Source organism: Acidimicrobiales bacterium (assembly GCA_022452145.1).
Classification (GTDB): Bacteria; Actinomycetota; Acidimicrobiia; order Acidimicrobiales; family MedAcidi-G1; genus UBA9410.
The window spans coordinates 59,746-77,590 of record JAKURY010000009.1; the positions used below are offsets into that span (position 1 = coordinate 59,746).

Below are 17,845 nucleotides of genomic sequence, written 5' to 3' on the forward strand. Positions count from 1 at the left end.
CCTACCAGGGTGACCGCTACCGGGGTGCGGTTGCCAAGGTGTCTGTAACAGGGGTGCGGTTACCAAGGTGCCGGTCACCGGGGTGCCCGTCACTAGGGTGCCCGCCATGACGCGACCGACCACGCTTGGTGAACTGCGTTCGGTCGGCTGGGAGTCGGTGCCGGTAGCCGAGGAACTCCGCCGCAACGCGGCGGCAAGGATCCGGTCCGGGGAGCCGTTGTTCCCGATGGTCCTGGGGTTCGAGGACACCGTGCTCCCACAACTCGAGAACGCCCTGCTCGCCGGGCACGACGTGATCTTCCTGGGCGAGCGGGGTCAGGCCAAGACCCGACTCATCCGGAGCATGACCGGGCTCCTGGACGAGTGGATGCCGATCGTCGTCGGCTCGGAGATCAACGACGATCCGTACCGGCCGGTGTCCCGCCACGCCAGGGTCCTGGTGGCCGAGCTTGGCGACGACACCCCGTTGGGCTGGGTGCACCGCGATGACCGCTATGGGGAGAAGCTGGCCACCCCCGACACCTCGATCGCAGACCTGATCGGTGAGATCGACCCGATCAAGGTGGCGGAGGGCCGCTACCTGTCCGACGAGCTGACCCTCCACTACGGCCTGGTGCCTCGGACCAACCGCGGCCTGTTTGCCATCAACGAGCTCCCGGACCTGTCGGAGCGCATCCAGGTCGGCCTGCTGAACGTGCTGGAGGAACGGGACATTCAGATCCGGGGCCACCGGATCCGCCTACCCCTGGACGTGGTGATGTTTGCCTCGGCCAATCCCGAGGACTACACCAACCGGGGTCGCATCATCACCCCGCTGAAGGACCGCTTCGGCTCCCAGATCCGGACCCACTACCCCCTGGACGCCGATGTCGAGATGGACATCGTGGAACAGGAGGCGTCCATCCCCGAGGTCGACGGGCTGACCGTGGCCGTGCCCGAGTTCATGAGCAGGGTTGTGGCGACGATCAGCCACGAGGCCCGACGCAGCCCGCACCTGAACCAGCGGTCCGGGGTGTCGGTGAGGATGAGCGTCGCCAACCAGGAGGCGATGGCGGCCAGCGCCATCCGTCGGGCCCTGCGGTCCGGTGAGACCGTGGCGGTGCCCAGGGTGTCGGACCTGGATGCCCTGACCGCCTCGATGGCCGGCAAGGTCGAGGTCGACAGCATTGACGAGGACCGGGACGGCGAGATCCTGGATCGGATCGTCCGGGCGGCCGTCCTGGGGGTGTTCCGTGAGGTGGTCCCCGGCGAGCTGCACCGGGGCGTGGTTGAGGCCTTCGAGGAGCACGATGGCGTGTCGGTCGGTGAGGCCGTGGGGTCAGCCGCCTACGTGGAGGTGGCCCTGGAGATTCCGGCGCTGGCCACGGCGGCCGCCGTCCTCCTGGGAGACGAGCCGGATGGGAGCGATCCTCCACCGGCGCTGGTCGCCAGTGCCGTGGAGCTGGTGCTCGAGGGCCTGCACCTGTCCAAGCGCCTCAACAAGGTGACGACCGGAAGCGGGTCCCGGTACCGGAACCGCGGTTGACCAACCCGCCGGGCGGGTTGCCCTGCGGGGAGGCGCATTTCGATGTGTGGCGCGTCACGCCCTACGGGTCATGACACCGGCGTCGAAGACCACGCGGTCGCCGACCCGGGTCTGGAACAGCACCCGCTCGCCATCGGGCCCGTCGTCCACCCAGGCGCGTACGTCCAGCGTCTCCCCGGGCATGACCGGCGACCTGAACCTGCCACCCATGGAGGCGAACCGTGCCGGGTCAGAGTCGCAGAGCGCGTGTAGGAGCGCGCGGCCGATGAACCCGTAGGTGCACAGCCCGTGGAGGATCGGGGTGTCGAAGCCCGCCCCAGCGGCGAAGGTCGGATCGGAGTGCAGCGGGTTGCGGTCGCCGCTGAGCCGGTAGAGGAGGGCCTGGTCGCGCCTGATGTCGTAGGTGACCACGTGGTCGGCCTCGCGGTCGGGGAGTTCCCAGTCGTTGGACGGGCCACGGTCGCCACCCCAGCCGCCCTCGCCGCCGATGAACAACCCCGAACGGGTGGACCACAGCGGGTTCCCGTCGGGATCGGTGACGTCGGTCTCCAGGTACACGAGCGCCGCCTTGCCCTTGTCGTATATCTCTCCGACCTTCCCCGTGGCGATGCCCGAGCCCGCGGCGGAGATCTCCCGGTGGCAGGTGATCTCCTGCTCGGCGTGGAGCAGGAACATGGGGTTGAAGTCGCCGAAGCCGGGGCTCCGACCGCCGGCGATGACCACACACTGGGTGGGAAAGGCCCGTTGCGCGATGCCGTCCGAGTTCTCGGTGGTGAATTCCAACTCGAAGCCGGTGGGGTCGGCTACGCCGGCACCGATGCCGAGGGAGTAGAGCAGGCTCTGCTTGGAGGTCCAGGAGATCTCGGTCGGTTCGCCGACCGAACCGGCGGCGTCGGGGTTGATGGGCATGGGAACTCCATGGTTTCGTGGCGGCTAGTCGTTGTCGGCCGTCGTGGCGGTCGGTGTGGGCCGACGCTACGGGAGGGTTCCGGTGACGGCCCAACCGCGGAGCGAGGGTGGGGGCCGAGCCGACAGGGCGCCGTACGGAACGTCGTCCGAAGGTGGTCGCCTAGCCGACGGGTAGCCGTCCGGAACGCCGGGGCTAGGGTCGATCCGTGACACGTTGGCGACGTTGGACACGCCGTCGGGTGACTCGACGGTCCACCTACTCCCGGTGGGACGGCACCCAGGACGTCCCGGACCTCGATGCCGATGCCCTCCTCCAGGCCATGGGCGACGAGCTCATAGAGCACGGTGACCCCGAGGCGGCCCTGCGACACATGATGCAGCACGGCCTCGACGTCGGGGGTCACCATCTCCAGGGCATCCGGGAGATCCTCGAGAAGTTGCGCCGTGCCCGGCGGGAGCGCCTGGAGCGCGACGACCTGGGCGGTGTGTTCGGCGAGATCGACGACGCCCTACGCGAGGTGATTGACGTGGAACGGACCGCCCTGGATGGTCCCGGACCGGATGCGACTGATCGGGGTGCGCCCGTCGTGGACGAGGCCCGGCAGGCCCGCCGGGACCACCTGGACCTCCTGGAGCACGAGAACCTGGCCGGGAAGGTCCGCGGACTCCAGGAGCACGACTTCGCATCGGAGGAGGCCCGGCGAAACTTCGAGGAGCTCCTGGAGAAGCTCCGCAACCAGCTCATGCAGCAGTTCGTGCAGCAGGTCTCCGACGCTACGCAGGCCATGACGCCCGAGGACCGATCCCGTATGGCCGACATGCTGGCCGAGCTGAACCGGATGCTCGGGCAGCGGGCAGCGGGCCTGGAGCCGGACTTCTACGCCTTCATGGAGCGGTTCGGGGACTTCTTCCCCGAGAATCCGCGGACGCTGGACGAGCTCCTGGAGGTGCTGGCCCGTCGCATGGCGGCCATGCGGCAGGTCCTCAACTCGATGGCGCCCGAGCAGCGTGCCCAGCTCCAGGAGCTTTCCGACCAGCTGATGCAGGACCTGGACCTCCAGTGGCAGGTCTCCCGACTGGGCGACTCGCTGCGCGACATCTTTCCGCGGATGGGATGGGATGAGTCCCACGAGTTCACCGGCGACCAGCCCCTCGACCTGGGCGGAGCCCTCGAGGCGATGGAGGAGCTGGCCGAGCTCGGGCAGCTCGAGCAGATGCTCCGGGGGGCGTCCTCGCCCGGCGCCCTGGCCGAGGTGGACACCGACCGCGTCCGGGACCTGCTCGACGAGGAGTCGGCGGAGAGCCTGAATCGCCTAGCCGAGATGACACGGCTGCTCACCGAGGCGGGCCTGATCGACAACACCGAGGGCCACCTGACCCTCACGCCGAGGGCCATCCGGCGACTCGGGCAGAATGCCCTGGCCGACCTCTACCGGCGACTCAGCCTGGACCGGTCCGGACGTCACGAGCAGCCCCGGGCGGGGCTGGGCCACGAACGTGAGTTCACGACCCGCCCGTGGGAGTTCGGCGACCCCTTCGACCTGGACATCGAGCAGACGGTCCGCAATGCGGTCTCCCGGGCCGGTGCCGGCGTCCCGGTGGTTCTCGCTCCCGAGGACTTCGCCATCGAACGCACCGAGTCCGAGGTCAGGGCCTCCACGGTCCTGATGCTGGACCTCTCCCTCTCGATGCCGATGCGGGGGAACTTCCTCCCGGCCAAGAAGATGGCGATGGCCCTGCACTCGCTCATGTCCACCCGGTTCCCCAGGGACTTTCTGGGCGTTGTCACGTTCAGCGAGGTGGCCAGGGAGATCCGACCGGAGCGACTCCCCGAGGTGTCCTGGGACTACGTGTACGGCACCAACATGCAGCACGGCTTCGCGCTGGCCCGTGCGATCCTGGCCCGCCAGTCGGGTAACAGGCAGATCATCATGGTCACCGATGGCGAGCCGACAGCCCACCTGGCAGATGACGGCCGGCCGCTGTTCAGCTATCCGCCCACCCGGGAGACCGTGGACCGGACGCTTCGCGAGGTGCGACGGTGCACCCGTGAGGACATCCGCATCAACGTCTTCGTGCTGGATGCCACACCGCACCTGGCCCGGTTCATCGAGGACATCACCCGGATGAACGGGGGGCGGGCCTTCTTCACCACCAACGAGAACCTGGGCGACTACGTCCTGGTCGACTTTGTGGAGAACCGCAGGGTGGCCCGCTGAGCCCGGAGTTTCCCGTAAAACCGTGATTCCCCTTGCAATTCCGGGAATCACAGTGGTGTAATTCCACTGCTGGGACTTCCTCACGGGGATTTCCCCCATCGGGGGGACGTGCAAGCCAGCGGAAAGGCGGCAGTGACGATGGGAATCATCGCGAAGCCCAATCTGGACACGGACTGGAAGGACTACTCCAACTGCCTCGGGGTGGATCCGGACCTGTTCTTCCCGGAGCGCGGTGCGAGCACCAGGGAGGCCAAGGAGGTCTGCCGGAGTTGTGTCGTCCAGAACGACTGCCTCGAGTACGCCCTGCAGAACGGCGAGAAGTTCGGCATCTGGGGCGGTATGAGCGAGCGCGAGCGGCGCCGCATCCGGCGCCAGCGCGCGCTGGAGCGACAGGCCGCAGAGCGGGCTGTCGAGGCGGTCTGACCGGCGGCCGTGGGCGGGCGGTCAACGAGCTAGGCCCATGAGTAGGGTGTATCCATGAACGCTCTAGCAGTGCTGGGTACCCAGGAGCTCCTGATCGTGGGCATAGTGGTTCTGGTCATGTTCGGTGGTAGCCAGATTCCGAAGCTTGCCCGCAACCTGGGCCGGGCCCAGAAGGAGCTCCAGAAGGGGCTGGCCGAGGGCCAGGCCGAGGTCGACGGCGACACCGACTCCTGAGCCAGCGGTGCCATCGGCCCGACCGACCCGGTGAGGTGATGGGTACACTGCCGGGCCGCCAGTCGACCAGCGGGCACCGCCGTGCCGGCCCCTCTCTCCAGGAGTGATCCACGCCGATGAGCAACTTCACCGAGGAACTCCCGCCACAGCCGCCGATCGGCGACGTGAGGGTCGTATACCTGGGCCCGGCCGCTCCCCACTGGGAGGTCCGTTCCACCTTCGGCGATGCTCGGTTGATCGAGTCCTTCCGGGACCGGGTACACGCCCGCCTGATGCTGCTCCCGCCGCATGACCCGCAGTTCCGACGCAACCGCGAGCGCATCAACCGCGATGCCGAGCGCGAGAACGTCCTCATCTCGTGGGACCTCGGCTACGAGGAAGACGAGGGCTAGAACCCACGCATGGGCCACCGTCCCTCGACCAGCGGACACCTGCCCCATGTGGCGAGATCAGCCCCGGCTGGAACGGGAGCATCCCCGACCAAAAGGACAGCAACCCCGACGATGGTCGGGGCTGCTGCCGGAACGGGGCGTGGAGGGGTCGCCCCGGGGGATCAGGCGGCCACGGCCACCAGCTCGTCCTTGCGTGCCGCGGCACGTCGGGCCTTCAGCATTCGGCGACGCTGGCGTTCCGAGCAGCCGCCCCAGACGCCGTGCTCGACGCGGTTGGCCAGCGCGTACTCCAGGCACGGCGCGGTGACGGTGCAGTCTGCACAGACCAACTTGGCTATCTCGACGCCGATGCCGTCGTGGGGAAAGAAGACCTCGGGATCGCTGCTCGCGCAAACCCCCCGTGCCATCCAGATCGTGTCCATGGGTCGTTGTTCTCTACTTTCTCGTCGGCTCCGCCCGTGATTGGTGTATTTCTCCCACATCGGACCGAAAACCTCGGTAAAGCCCGGATATTCCCGGATTCCGGTGGCACGTGGAACCCCCCGCGACGCTGATGGACACCGGACGCTCGGCCCTCTCTCCCATGGGGTCCTCCCGACGCGAGGTTTCAACCCCGGCGCGGGCGCTCCTGGTAGTTGCGCTGCTCTACCTGTTCCTGACAGGTGTGGAGCTGCTCAGCGGCGGCTTCAGGACCATGGGAGCGGGCTTCGTCGACAGCCTCTTCGAGGGGGTCTCGAACCCGTTGGGTGGTCTCTTCGTGGGCCTGCTGGCCACGGTGCTGGTCCAGTCGTCGTCGGTGTCGACCTCGGTCATCGTCGGCCTGGTGGCCTCCGGCGTCGTAGGCGCCGACGACGCCGTGCCGATGGTCATGGGTGCCAACGTGGGTACGACGGTCACAGCCCTGTTGGCTTCATTGGGGCACATCCGTCGCGATGTCGAGTTCCGTCGAGCATTTGCCGCGGCGACCGTGCACGACTTCTTCAACATCCTGGCGGTACTCGTCTTCCTGCCCCTCGAGCTGGCCACCGGCTACCTGTCCGAGACCGCCGGCTGGATCACCGAGCGCGTGATCGGGAGTTCGGGTGCCGAGTTCAAGAGCCCGTTGAGGGCTGCGGTGAAGATGCCGGCCGGCTGGGTCGAGGACCTGCTGTCGAGCTTCGGGGCAGGCGGGAACTGGAAGGGCGGGCTGATGATCGTCATCGGCCTGGTGTTCATCTTCCTGGCACTGGCGTACATCACCCGCAACATGCGCCTGCTCGTGGCGGACCGGGTCGAGGCGGCCATCAACCGGACGTTGGGTGCCGGCTCCGGTGCCGTGGCGATCCTGCTGGGTGCCGTCATCACCATCTCGGTGCAGTCGTCGTCCATCACCACCTCGGTTCTGGTGCCGCTGGCCGCTTCCGGCGTCCTCACGCTGGAGAACATCTACCCGGTAACCCTCGGGGCCAACGTCGGTACCACCGTCACGGCCCTGCTGGCCTCGTTGGCCACCGGCAATCCGGCCGCGGTCACCGTGGCCATCGTCCATACGTTGTTCAACGTGAGCGGGATCGTCCTCTTCTATCCGATCCGCGCCATGCGTCGCATACCGCTGCGCCTGGCGACGGGCCTGTCGGATCTGGCCGTCGAACGACGCAGCACGGCCATCGTCTATGCGGTGGGCATGTTCGTGGTCATACCGCTGCTCGGCGTGCTCATTCTTCGTTGATCTCATGTACACAGGATCGAACCACTGGAACATCCGACGAGACGTGACTAGACCCGACCCCACAAGCGGCAAGGGCCCGCCTTCTAGGGGACCCGGACCCCGCAGGACCGCCAGGACACCCAGCAACCAGGAGAACATCCCATGGTCATGAGCTTCTTCCGCCGCAGCGAGGACAGCGGCATAGATCACATTGAGGCACAGGTACAGCGCATGGTGACCGATGCCCGTCACACCTTCGACCTGGCCATGAACGCCATCACCGGTGGTTCGGTGGCCTCGGTGGGGGAAGAGGTCCGGCGCACTGACCGCCGGATCAACGTCACCGAGATGGAGATCCGCCGCGAGCTGGTCGTCCACTTCTCCGTCCACGCCGACGGTGACGCCACCGAGATGCTCGTGTTCATGAACATGGTCAAGGACCTCGAGCGGATTGGCGACTACAACAAGAACGTCTTCGACCTGGCCGAGCAGGGCGTGTCGTTCCTGGACGCCGACGACCTGGACCGCATCCTCGGATTCCGTGACGAGATCTCATCCCGGATCGCCCTCATGGGCGAGATCCTCACCATGAGAGACGTCGAGGCGGCCCGGGCCTACATCGCCCGGGGCGATGAGATGCGCCACGAGTTCGACGACCTCGTCACCGAGCTCGTCCACTCGACCGGGTCGGCGCACCATGCGGTGCCCAGGGCGCTCCTCTACCGGTTCCTGAAGCGGATTACCGCCCACTCGCTGAACGTGGTGACCGCCGTGGTCATGCCGGTGGACCGCCTTGACTACTTCGACGAGGACGACGAGGACGACGAGGGCCGCGAGGGCGACGCCTGAACAGGTTCGGATCCGATCCCCGGACCGCCGCTGATCCCCGGGAACGGGACCGGCAGCCGTAGGGTCGACGACCATGCGCATCCTCGTCACCAACGACGACGGGATCACCTCGTCCGGCCTGCACTCCCTGGCCGCAGCGGTCGTCGCCGCAGGGCACCAGCCGTTGGTGGCCGCACCGTCGTGGGACTGGAGCGGAGCCTCGGCCTGCCTGGGACCGCTGGACGACCCCGACCGCGTGCCGGTCGACCGGGTGGACCTTCCGGGTCCGGACGGATCGACGACGACCGGGTACTCGGTGGGCGCTCCACCGGCCCTGATCTCGATGCTGGCCGACCTGGGAGGGTTCGGCGAGCCACCTGAGATGGTCGTAGCCGGGATCAACCGCGGTCCCAACACCGGTCGATCCACCCTGTTCTCCGGGACGATCGGCGCCGTCCTGGCCGGCGAACGGTTCGGCTGGTCGGGCCTGGCCGTCAGCCTCGACGTGGCCGTGTCCGACGTGGCAACGTCGGTCGGGGACGGGCCCGGCGCCCGGGCCGGCCGGCCGGAGCCACACTGGGAGACGGCGGCAGACCTTGTCCGGACCGTGCTGCCGTGGCTGGTGGCGGCACCGGCGCGGACCATGCTCAACCTGAACGTGCCCGATGCGCCGCGGGTCGACGTGCTGGGCCTGCGGTGGGCCGGGCTGGCCCCGGTGGGCGGCGTGCGGACCGTGATCACCGGGCGGGACGACCACGGGCTGGACCTGGACCTGGTACCCAACGACCGACCGGTGCCCGAGGGCACCGACAGCGCTCTGCTCCGGGCCGGGTGGGCGACCGTCACCCCCCTCGTACCGGCCAGCGCCGCCGACGTGCAGCTTCCCCTGGTGGAGTGGTCTGCATCCTGGCTGGATGGTCGGGCAGAGGGCGGATCGACCGGCGGCCCGTAGCCTCCGACCCGTGGCAGCCGACCTCCCGGGGACCGATCCCGCCGATGGGCCCGACCCGGCCCACAGGGGCCCCGTGAGCCCCTTCACGCGATTCGCCCGGATGCATGCGATCGGGGCCATGTCGGACGCCATGATCGCGGTGGCTCTGGCCAGCTCGATCTTCTTCTCCATCGATCCGGATGCAGCCCGGTGGCGTGTCGCCGTCTACCTGGTCCTGACCATCGCCCCGTTTGCCGTGGTCACCCCGTTGATCGGACCGCTGGTGGACAGCGTCAGGGGCGGGCGCCGGGGAATGATCCTCATAACGGTCGTCGGACGTGGGCTCATCGCATGGCAGATGGCCGCCTACCTGGACGGCCTGCTGCTCTTTCCGCTGGCCTTCGGCCTGCTGGTGCTGCAGAAGGGCTACTCGGTCGCCAAGAGTGCCGTGGTGCCGTCGCTGGTCCGCAACGAGCTGGAGTTGGTCGAGGCGAATGCCAAGCTGGCGATGCTGAGCGCAGTTGGGAGCATGCTCGGTGCCGGACTGGGTGGAATCGCCCTGCTGGTGGGACCGGCTGCTCCGACGAGGGTCGCGATGGTCGGCTATGCGCTCACGCTCGGCCTGGCATGGAGGGTGCCGACGGTGCTTGTGGCGGCAGCCCGGGCCACCGCAAGCGAGATCGCCGCACTCCGCCAGAAGGGCATCAGGGCCGCGTCGGCGGCCATCGGCGTGCTCCGGTCGGTGGTCGGGTTCACGTCGTTCCTCCTGGCGTTCGAGTTCAGGGGCGGCGAGGAGGGCGTTCCGATCGATGGAGCGGGCCGCGCCGCCGGTGCCTCCACCGGCATCGTGCGGGGTCAGGACGTCCTGGGGAGTCCGGCCGCACCGGTCTGGCACTTCGGCCTGGTGCTCCTCTCGGTTGGCGTCGGGGCGTTCCTGAGCGCCACCCTGGCGCCGAGGCTTCGTCTCCGATTCTCGGAGGAGCGGCTCATCCGCGGGGTCCTGTTCGTCGGGGTGAGCGGCGCGGCGCTAGCCACATGGCTCGGGGGCATCCGGGGCGCCGTGGTGATAGGGGGGATGGTCGCCCTGTGCAGTGGGACGGCCAAGTTGGCCTTCGATTCGCTGGTCCAGCGGGACGCTCCCGGGGCGAACCACGGTAGGTCGTTCGCCAAATTCGAGGGGCGGTTCCAAATGGCCTGGGCGGTCGGGGCCTTCCTGGCCGTCTTCCTTCCGTTGCCGGTGGAACACGGCTACCTCATCGTGGGGGTGGCGATGGCCATGGCCCTGGCGTGGTTCCGGTTCGGGTCCCGGCCGCAGCAGCCCGTGGTCACCCCCGATGAGCCGGATCGTCCCGATGGACAACTTGGTTTCTGGCGCCGGGACTGACCCGGGCGTGGCACGTAGTCCGGTTCCCGATCCGGGGACCTGACGGGTTCAGTCGGTGCCCTCGACGATGACTACGGTGCAGTCGGCGTTGGCGTGGCGCAGCGCGGCGACCGGTGCGTACTCCTCGGAGTTCACGAACCGGCGGGCCGCCTCGATGTCTGGGAACTCCACGACCACGATGCGGGTGGGCGACCAGAGGTCGTCCTCGATGACGTCGAGTTCTCCGCCCCGGGCCCGGTAGGTGCCCCCGTACCGCTCGACCATCGGGCCGGCGAGGGCCTTGTACTCCTCGTAGGCCTCCGGGTCGGAGATCCTCGTGTCGACGATCACCCACGCGCTCATGGGATCCTCCCTCCGGTCCAAGGCATGCGGCCTAAACCCGTAGGCCTGTCACGGCACGTCGGGCACATCGGGCAGGTCGATGCGGGCCAGCCACAGACCCGGTGCGTCGACCTCGGCCGGCGTCGGCAGGTTCCGCTCATCGGCCCAGAGGCGGTCCAGCCCCTCGCCACCGCTCCGCTCGACCACACCGTCGACGAAAGCCGCACCACGATCCACCTGTTCCTGGGTGAGGTCGAGGCCCAGGATCCGCTCCACGAACCGGTCGGCCTCGCCGGTGCCCACCCGACGCCGACGGACGGCCTCGGTCACCTGTCGGTACGACCCGATCAGGGTGCTGCCTATGTTGTCCATCACGTGGTCGACGTAGCCGATCACCACGGCGACCAGGGCCTCCAGCCGAGGAAGAAGTGCTTCCTGCTCCGGCGAGCGGACGGCCCCCAGCACCATCTCCGGGTCGAGCGACTCCTGGAGGCGGACCAGGGCCTCCGGACCACCGGTCAGGTCGATGTCGCCCAGCCGGTCCCGGAGGGCTGACGGGTCGTTGCGAAATGCCCCGGCGTGCCGGGTGAGGAGGTCGGTGAGCACGGTCCGGAGGTGGGGGACGCCGAGCACCGCGTGGTGGGCGACCTCGTGGAGGCAGATCCACAGCCTGAGGTCTTCGGCCGGCAGGCTCCAGTCGGTGGCGAATGCCTCGACGTTGGGAACGACGATGAGCAGCTCGTCGCCGTCCCGTGGGATGGGCAGGTCATAGGTGCCAAGGCTGCGAAGGGCGAGCCGACCGACCATCGTGCCTGTCGTGATGCCGGCCATCATCGGCGCCATCGCGGCCAGGAGGCCCGAGAGCCAGGCAGTCGAAGGGTCGGCGTCCTGGCCCGACGGGTCGAGGTGGGGACCGGAGCCCATGTCCGACGGGCCACCCGGGTCGCCGGAGTCGCCCGGAATATGGGACATCCTGGTCAGGTATGGGCGATAGGCGTCGACCGATGCGGAGGCCCATGCCGTCCGGGTCACGGGCCGGAGGTGCAGGGCCGCTGCGTGAGCCACCTGCAGCCCGGTTCGGTCGGCGATCTGGAGCTCAGCGACCCGGAGCAGCGACTCGTAACCGATGCGGACCACCGGGTCGACGTTGGGTTCGCTACCGCCCTCGGAGGCGACGGCCATGGCGATCTGGCGGGCCGGATCCGAGCCGCCGGTCCCGCCACCGGTCGGAAAGCCGCCGGGGAGTCCGGGGAGGCCGCCCGTGCCGGGAATACCGCTGCCGAACATCTCGCCGAGGGCCCCGAACAGCCCGGCGAACGGGTCCTGCGGATCGTCGGATGCCCCCGGACCCTCCGTGAAGTCAAGGTCCTCCGGATCTCCGGGACCGTCGCCGGGTGACTCTGGTGGATCCTCGTTGCTCACGAGGGCACTCTATGACGGTGACCAGCCCCGCCTTCCTGCGCCCGACACGTTCCGGCGGGCCTTGCATGGGGTGCCTGGCATGAGGGTCGTCGTCACCGGGTCCACCGGTGCCGTCGGGCGACGGGTCTGCGCCCGGCTGGCTGCCGATGGCCATGAGGTGGTGGGCCTGGATCGGCGCTCCAGCGTTCCACCCGCTCCGGGGGTCGAGATCAGGGTGGTGGACCTGGCTGTGGCCGACCTGCGGGACCTCCTTGCCGACGCCGACACGGTGGTCCACCTGGCGTCCGGCGTGACGGCAGGGGACGTGGGCGAGAACACCGGCCACGACCGACTGGCGGTGGTGGAGAGGCTGTTGGCCGCAGCTGGCGACGTGGGGGTCGGCCACCTGGTCGTGCGGTCCTCGGCCATGGTCTACGGGGCGTGGCCCGACAATCCGGTGCCGCTGACCGAGGATGCGCCGGTCCGCCCGTGTCCGGACTTCCTGTTCGCCGTCCATCGGGCACGATTGGAGGAGATGGCCGCCTCATGGGCCGCCGGCGACCCTGCGCGGGCGCTGACCGTGCTGCGCCCGGCGGTGACCGTGGCCGAGGAGCGACCGGGTGGGTTGGCCAGCGTGGTCGGTGCGGCGACATCCATACGAAGCCACGAGGGGGAGCCGCTCGGGCAGTTCCTGCACTCGGACGACCTGGCGGACGCCGCCGTGTGCGCGGTGGCCGCCCGATATCACGGCCCACTCAACGTGGCTCCTGATGGCTGGATAGGCGTGGACGTGATGGCCGAGTTGGGTGGGCCGGGGCCACGACTCCGCCTGCCGGGCAACCTGGCTGCACTGGTGGGTCGGGTGCTCTTCCGGGTCGGCCTGTCGCCGGCGCCACCGGGGGTGTTCCCGTACACGGTGCACCCGTGGGTGGTGTCCAACGACCGGTTGTGCGAGCTGGGCTGGAGGCCATCGCATTCCAATGAGGAGGCCTACGTGGCGGGCCACGAGCCGGGCGTGCTGGACCGCCTGGATGTCCGGGCCAGGCAGCAGTTGTCGCTCGCCGCCGCGGGGCTGCTGGTGGTGTCCCTGCTGGGGTTTGTCGTGTGGCTGGTGCGCCGCCCGCGCCGCCGTTGAGATCAACCGGTCGTGTCGGCTAGGCCGCGCCACCGGCGACCGGTCCGGCCCCATACGATTGCGCCCGATGCTCGCTGGAACGTCTTCTGATTCGGAATCCGATGTGTCGGAACGCATGTCGTCCGCCGCGGGCGGTCCGACGGCGGAATCGACGGATCCGGATACCTGGCTGGGCCTGAGCGCCGAACCCCTCCCGGTTGATGAGATCACCCGCTGGGTCGGGCGCCCGGACTGTGGAGCGGTGGTGGTCTTCAGCGGCAACGCCAGGGACCATGCCGATGGGCGGGTAGGGGTCACAGGCCTGGAGTACGAGGCGTACGAGTCCCAGGTGGTCCCGCGTCTGTCCAGGATCACCACCGAGGCCCGTCGCCGCTGGCCGGCGCTTGGGAGGGTGGCGATGGTCCACCGTGTGGGCCCGTTGGCGATCGGCGAGGCGGCGGTGGTCGTGGCCGTATCGTCGCCCCACCGGGACGTGGCGTTCGACGCCGGACGGTGGTGCATCGACAGCCTCAAGTCGACCGTTCCGATCTGGAAGCGGGAGAAGTGGGAGGGTGGCGAGAGTTGGGGCCTGGACGCACAGCACGTGGCCGACGTGGACGGGCAGGCCGGCACGTCGGAGGCCCGTCGGTGAACCCGGCGGTGCTGTTCCTGTTGGGCGGCGCGGCGCTTGCCGTCGTGCTCTCGGTGGTCGTGTGGTTCTTCAGCCGACCGAAGAACCGTGTCGACGACCCGAACCACCTGCGACTCACGTTGCGCACCCTGCGTACCGAGTCCAGGAGTCGTCCCAACCCGGCCCACGGTGAAGGTGATGTGCGGATCCTGGGTCAGGAGGGCCACGAGTCCCGATCCGGTAACGACCGGCGGGACGGCTAGGAGCAACGGATGGCCCGCGACCTGGCGATCGACCTGGGGACGGCCAACACGCTGGTCTATGCGCGCGGCGAGGGCGTGGTACTGGCCGAGCCGTCGGTGATTGCCATCAACGAGCGCTCCGGCGAGGTCCTGGCGCTTGGTGAGGAGGCCTGGCAGATGATCGGGCGCACCCCGACGCATGTGGTCGCCAAGCGACCGTTGCGCCATGGTGCCATCACCGACTTCGACGTGACCCAGCGCATGGTGCGCCTCTTGATGCAGCGGGTGGGGGTGAGCCGGTTCAACCGGCCCAAGGTGCTCATCTGCGTGCCGTCGGCGATCACGGCGGTGGAACGACGGGCGGTCAGCGAGTCAGCCCGCAGGTCGGGCGCCGCCGATGTGCAGCTCATCGAGCAGCCGATTGCTGCGGCGATCGGGGCGAACCTTCCGATCAGCGAGCCGGTCGGGAGCATGGTTGTGGACGTCGGGGGCGGGACCTCCGAGTCCGCCCTGCTGTCGCTGGGCGGGGTGGTGGCCCTGGAGGCGGTAAGGGTCGGATCGTTCGATATCGATGCGGCAATCCAGGCCTACGTGCGTCGTGAGTACGGGCTGTCGATCGGCGAGCGCACCGCCGAAGAGATCAAGTGCCACATCGGCTCTGCGGCACCGACGCCCGACGAAGTCCGGGCCGAGGTGAAGGGCCGGGAGCTCATGAGCGGTCTGCCCAAGACGGTGATCCTGTCGCCTGTCGAGATCCGCCAGGCAATAGAGGAGCCGGTGGCCACGATGGTGGAGTCGGTGGTGACCTGCCTCGCCCAGGCTCCGCCCGAACTCGCCCAGGACCTGTTGGCGCAGGGGATCTGTCTGGTGGGAGGTGGGAGCCTGCTTCGGGGCCTCGACGCCAGACTGGCAGAGGAGACGGGGGTCCCGGTGGTCTACGTGGACACGCCCATGGAATGCGTGGTTAAGGGTGCAGGCCAGTGCATCGAGTCGTTCGAGGCGATGCGGGCCATGTTCATGGAGGGTCGCCAGTAGCACTGCCGGCCTGCCGGCGTGTTGGGCGTGTCGGGCCGCTCCGGCCTGATGCGCGTGCCGTGACCCCGGCTCAGCTGGTGGTGGAGTACGGGCCTGGCGTGACGTGTCCGTCGAAGGCCCGGCTCACGCCGAGCAGGTCCTCTGCGGCCTGCTGGACCTGCCAGTCGCGGTCGCTCAGGGCCCGCTTCAGGGCAGCCTCCACGTCGTCGCCCTCGAACGCGGCCAGGGCCAGGACGGCTCGACGGCGGATGGCAGGCCGATCCTCGAGGCCGCCTAGGACCGCTGCCCGGCCCCTTTCGTGTCCGAGTGCTCCGAGTGCTGCAACGGCGGCCTCTCTGCACAGCGCATCCTCGTGAGCCCCTTGTCCCCGAGCCGGTCCGGCGACCTCCACGAGGGCGTCGACGGTCGCCTCGGCGATCTCCGGGAGCTCGCCGGCCGCCCAGCAGGCCACCTCCAGGACGGAGTGGTCCGTATCGCCCAGGCAGGCCAGAAGCGGCCCGAGGAGTCGGGTGGCGCGGTCGTCGTGGTCACGCCTGCTTCCACCTGGCTGGTTCGGGTCGCTGAGCCGTCCCGGGCCGGCCAGGACCTCCAGTGCCCGCTGTCGGACGGCCGGTGCCGGGTCGGCCAGGCTCGCCGCCAACTCGTCGGTCGTCGGCCCGTCGGCCCTGTTGGTACGGGCGATCCGGTCCAGGGCGCCGAGGGCAGCTGCCCTGACGGGTGCCGCCGGGTCGGTCAGGAGGTCACGTGCCGCCCCGGCGTCGCCGTTGTGGCCGACGAGGATCGCCCTTCGACGGCGTGCCGCCACCTCGACGTCGGGTGCTGGATCGGGGTGGACGTGACGGCCAACCGGCCTGGCGGCACCGGTCGGTGCATCGGCGATCTCAGGGTGGTCGGGCTCGGCCACCGTCAGCCGATGGCCTGTTCGACGAGGAAACCCGAGAGGAACACCGTGATGCCGATTGCCGTGGCGGTGGCCACGCCGCCCATCACCACGAACAGGGCGAGCAGCACCACGGATCGGACCCGGTGCCACCAGCGGATGTGGGCCTGTCGGCCGGTGGGCACCCGCCGCGGTGGCTGGAACCAGATGCCCAGGCGGGCGGCCGGGCTCCATGGCCGGTCTATCGCGTACTCGAGGTCTCCAGTCGGTGGGAGGAGTGAGCTCCGAGCCTGGTGGACCATGCGCCGGAACCCGGCTGGCTGGTCCACCAGGATCGGAGCGATTCTCCAGGTGTCGGCGCGGGTGCTGGTGCCGGACGCGGCCGGGACCGTGGCAGGCTGGATGGCCCCCGGTGGGAACCGGCGAGATCGCCCGTAGCCGACGGCGCCCAGGACAAGCACCATCAACGACCAGGACACCAGCAGCGGCATCGGTACCGATCCGACGGGAATCGCCGACAGCATCTCCACGACGGGAAAACTACCCGCGGTCGAGGGCGTTGCCGGGCGCGTTACCCGCCGATGGGGACGCTCCGGACCGACCTACGGCTCCGTCGCCCGCAGGTTGACCGGGGCAATCGTGCTCCTCATCGTGGTAGCGGCGCTGCTCCTCACCTTCCTCAGGCTGCCCTACTTCGTGTTCCGACCGGGCTCTGTCCAGGCGCTGAGCGACAGGGTGGTCATCACCCGCGGTGAGCGGTTCGACCCGGTCGGCGAGGTGTACTTCACGACGGTCCGCCAGGACTCCACGGTCAACGGGTGGGAGTACCTGGAGGCGAAGTTGAAGGGGTCCCTCACCCTCATCGAGGAAGACAAGGTGCTGGGCGGCCGGAGCCGCGACGAGAATCGGGTCTTCAACATGAGGCTGATGCGGGTGTCCAAGTCGACGGCGGTAGCGGTCGCCCTCCGCCACCTCGGCATCGAACCGATCGTGGCGACCGGTGTGGGCATGGCCCAGGTCGGCGGTCCGTCCACCGGACTGCTGACCACCGATGACGTGATCCTCTCGGTGGACGGCATGCCCATACGCGAGGCGATGGACCTCGTGCGAGCCATCGGTGGCCGGACCCCCGGTGACGTGGTGAGCCTCGAGGTGGAGCCGGTACGCGGCGGGAGGTCCCGGGTCGTCGAGGTCACCCTTGGTGCTCGGGAGGATGACCCGGCGGTCGGCCTCCTCGGGGTCGTGCCCCAGACGCGGTGGGAGGACGTGGAGGACCTGCCCGTCGACGTGCTGGTGAACACCGGGGGCGTTGGAGGCAACTCGGCCGGCCTGGCCCTGACCCTCTCCATCCTCGACCTTGTGACCCCGGGGGAGCTCACCGGTGGCCTGAGGGTGGCGACGACCGGCACCATCGACATGGATGGCAACGTTGGTTCGATCGGGGGGATCATCCAGAAGGTCGTGGCGGCTGAGCGTGGCGGTATCGACCTGTTCCTGGTGCCGGTGCGCGAGCTGGGTGATGCCCGGGAGCACTCCGGTGGCCTCACCGTGGAGGGCGTGGCGACCCTCGACGATGCCCTGGCGGCCCTGGCCCGTCACGGCGGCGAGACCCGCGACCTGACGCTTCCCGCGACCTGAGCCGCCCCGGGGTCGAGACGCAGCCCCGCTACTCGTCCCGGCTCCCGTGAG

The 17,845-nt window shown here is 69.2% G+C and carries 20 protein-coding genes; 14 read left to right on the top strand and 6 right to left on the bottom strand.

What is annotated here, in order from left to right; all coding sequences use genetic code 11:
- Positions 1–106 precede the first annotated feature (106 nt).
- Complete coding sequence (locus tag MK177_04900) at positions 107–1,525, top strand: magnesium chelatase (GenBank protein ID MCH2426654.1); 1,419 nt, start codon at positions 107–109, stop codon at positions 1,523–1,525.
- Between the two features lie 54 nt (positions 1,526–1,579).
- On the opposite strand, the gene MK177_04905 is transcribed toward MK177_04900, so the two are convergent.
- Positions 1,580–2,434, bottom strand: a complete 855-nt coding sequence (locus MK177_04905; protein MCH2426655.1) for an enoyl-CoA hydratase — start codon at positions 2,432–2,434, stop codon at positions 1,580–1,582.
- Between the two features lie 206 nt (positions 2,435–2,640).
- Between MK177_04905 and MK177_04910 the strand changes: the two genes are divergently transcribed.
- From MK177_04910 to MK177_04925, 4 genes are all read left to right on the top strand, one after another.
- Positions 2,641–4,653 carry a hypothetical protein gene (locus MK177_04910; protein MCH2426656.1) on the top strand — a complete coding sequence of 671 codons (2,013 nt, stop codon included), beginning with the start codon at positions 2,641–2,643 and terminating at the stop codon, positions 4,651–4,653.
- A gap of 138 nt (positions 4,654–4,791) precedes the next feature.
- Positions 4,792–5,076 (top strand): WhiB family transcriptional regulator, encoded by a 285-nt coding sequence (locus MK177_04915; protein MCH2426657.1) that lies wholly within the window; start codon positions 4,792–4,794, stop codon positions 5,074–5,076.
- A gap of 54 nt (positions 5,077–5,130) precedes the next feature.
- A complete protein-coding gene (locus MK177_04920) occupies positions 5,131–5,310 on the top strand; it encodes a twin-arginine translocase TatA/TatE family subunit (GenBank protein ID MCH2426658.1) in 180 nt (59 codons plus the stop codon).
- A 116-nt stretch (positions 5,311–5,426) separates the two neighbouring features.
- Complete coding sequence (locus MK177_04925) at positions 5,427–5,702, top strand: hypothetical protein (protein MCH2426659.1); 276 nt, start codon at positions 5,427–5,429, stop codon at positions 5,700–5,702.
- Positions 5,703–5,863: 161 nt separating this feature from the next.
- Here MK177_04925 and MK177_04930 read toward each other — a convergent pair whose 3' ends face one another.
- Positions 5,864–6,124, bottom strand: coding sequence for a WhiB family transcriptional regulator (locus tag MK177_04930; GenBank protein ID MCH2426660.1), 261 nt, complete (start codon positions 6,122–6,124; stop codon positions 5,864–5,866).
- Between the two features lie 110 nt (positions 6,125–6,234).
- On the opposite strand from MK177_04930, the gene MK177_04935 reads away from it, so the two are divergent.
- From MK177_04935 to MK177_04950, 4 genes are all read left to right on the top strand, one after another.
- A complete protein-coding gene (locus MK177_04935) occupies positions 6,235–7,410 on the top strand; it encodes a Na/Pi symporter (GenBank protein ID MCH2426661.1) in 1,176 nt (391 codons plus the stop codon).
- Between the two features lie 141 nt (positions 7,411–7,551).
- The gene (locus tag MK177_04940) at positions 7,552–8,238 is read left to right on the top strand and encodes a hypothetical protein (GenBank protein ID MCH2426662.1); all 687 of its coding nucleotides are present in this window, start codon (positions 7,552–7,554) and stop codon (positions 8,236–8,238) included.
- Positions 8,239–8,311: 73 nt separating this feature from the next.
- A complete protein-coding gene (locus tag MK177_04945) occupies positions 8,312–9,169 on the top strand; it encodes a hypothetical protein (protein MCH2426663.1) in 858 nt (285 codons plus the stop codon).
- A gap of 73 nt (positions 9,170–9,242) precedes the next feature.
- On the top strand, positions 9,243–10,532 hold the full coding sequence (locus MK177_04950; protein MCH2426664.1) for an MFS transporter: 1,290 nt from the start codon (positions 9,243–9,245) through the stop codon (positions 10,530–10,532).
- Positions 10,533–10,580: 48 nt separating this feature from the next.
- On the opposite strand, the gene MK177_04955 is transcribed toward MK177_04950, so the two are convergent.
- Together MK177_04955 and MK177_04960 are read right to left on the bottom strand one after the other, a co-directional pair.
- Complete coding sequence (locus MK177_04955; GenBank protein MCH2426665.1) at positions 10,581–10,874, bottom strand: DUF1330 domain-containing protein; 294 nt, start codon at positions 10,872–10,874, stop codon at positions 10,581–10,583.
- Between the two features lie 48 nt (positions 10,875–10,922).
- Entirely contained in the window at positions 10,923–12,275 is a 1,353-nt protein-coding gene (locus MK177_04960) for a zinc-dependent metalloprotease (protein MCH2426666.1), read from the bottom strand.
- A 79-nt stretch (positions 12,276–12,354) separates the two neighbouring features.
- Between MK177_04960 and MK177_04965 the strand changes: the two genes are divergently transcribed.
- From MK177_04965 to MK177_04980, 4 genes are all read left to right on the top strand, one after another.
- Positions 12,355–13,389: an NAD-dependent epimerase/dehydratase family protein gene (locus MK177_04965; GenBank protein ID MCH2426667.1), complete on the top strand. Its 1,035-nt coding sequence runs from the start codon at positions 12,355–12,357 to the stop codon at positions 13,387–13,389.
- Positions 13,390–13,504: 115 nt separating this feature from the next.
- Positions 13,505–14,020: a molybdenum cofactor biosynthesis protein MoaE gene (locus tag MK177_04970; GenBank protein MCH2426668.1), complete on the top strand. Its 516-nt coding sequence runs from the start codon at positions 13,505–13,507 to the stop codon at positions 14,018–14,020.
- Complete coding sequence (locus MK177_04975; protein MCH2426669.1) at positions 14,017–14,262, top strand: hypothetical protein; 246 nt, start codon at positions 14,017–14,019, stop codon at positions 14,260–14,262. The genes MK177_04970 and MK177_04975 overlap by 4 nt, the downstream gene beginning before the upstream one ends.
- Positions 14,263–14,271: 9 nt before the next feature.
- Positions 14,272–15,276 (top strand): rod shape-determining protein, encoded by a 1,005-nt coding sequence (locus tag MK177_04980; protein ID MCH2426670.1) that lies wholly within the window; start codon positions 14,272–14,274, stop codon positions 15,274–15,276.
- Between the two features lie 70 nt (positions 15,277–15,346).
- Here MK177_04980 and MK177_04985 read toward each other — a convergent pair whose 3' ends face one another.
- On the bottom strand, positions 15,347–16,180 hold the full coding sequence (locus tag MK177_04985) for a HEAT repeat domain-containing protein (protein MCH2426671.1): 834 nt from the start codon (positions 16,178–16,180) through the stop codon (positions 15,347–15,349).
- A gap of 2 nt (positions 16,181–16,182) precedes the next feature.
- Positions 16,183–16,686, bottom strand: coding sequence for a hypothetical protein (locus tag MK177_04990; protein MCH2426672.1), 504 nt, complete (start codon positions 16,684–16,686; stop codon positions 16,183–16,185).
- Positions 16,687–16,795: 109 nt separating this feature from the next.
- Between MK177_04990 and MK177_04995 the strand changes: the two genes are divergently transcribed.
- Entirely contained in the window at positions 16,796–17,794 is a 999-nt protein-coding gene (locus MK177_04995) for a PDZ domain-containing protein (GenBank protein ID MCH2426673.1), read from the top strand.
- Positions 17,795–17,845: the final 51 nt, after the last annotated feature.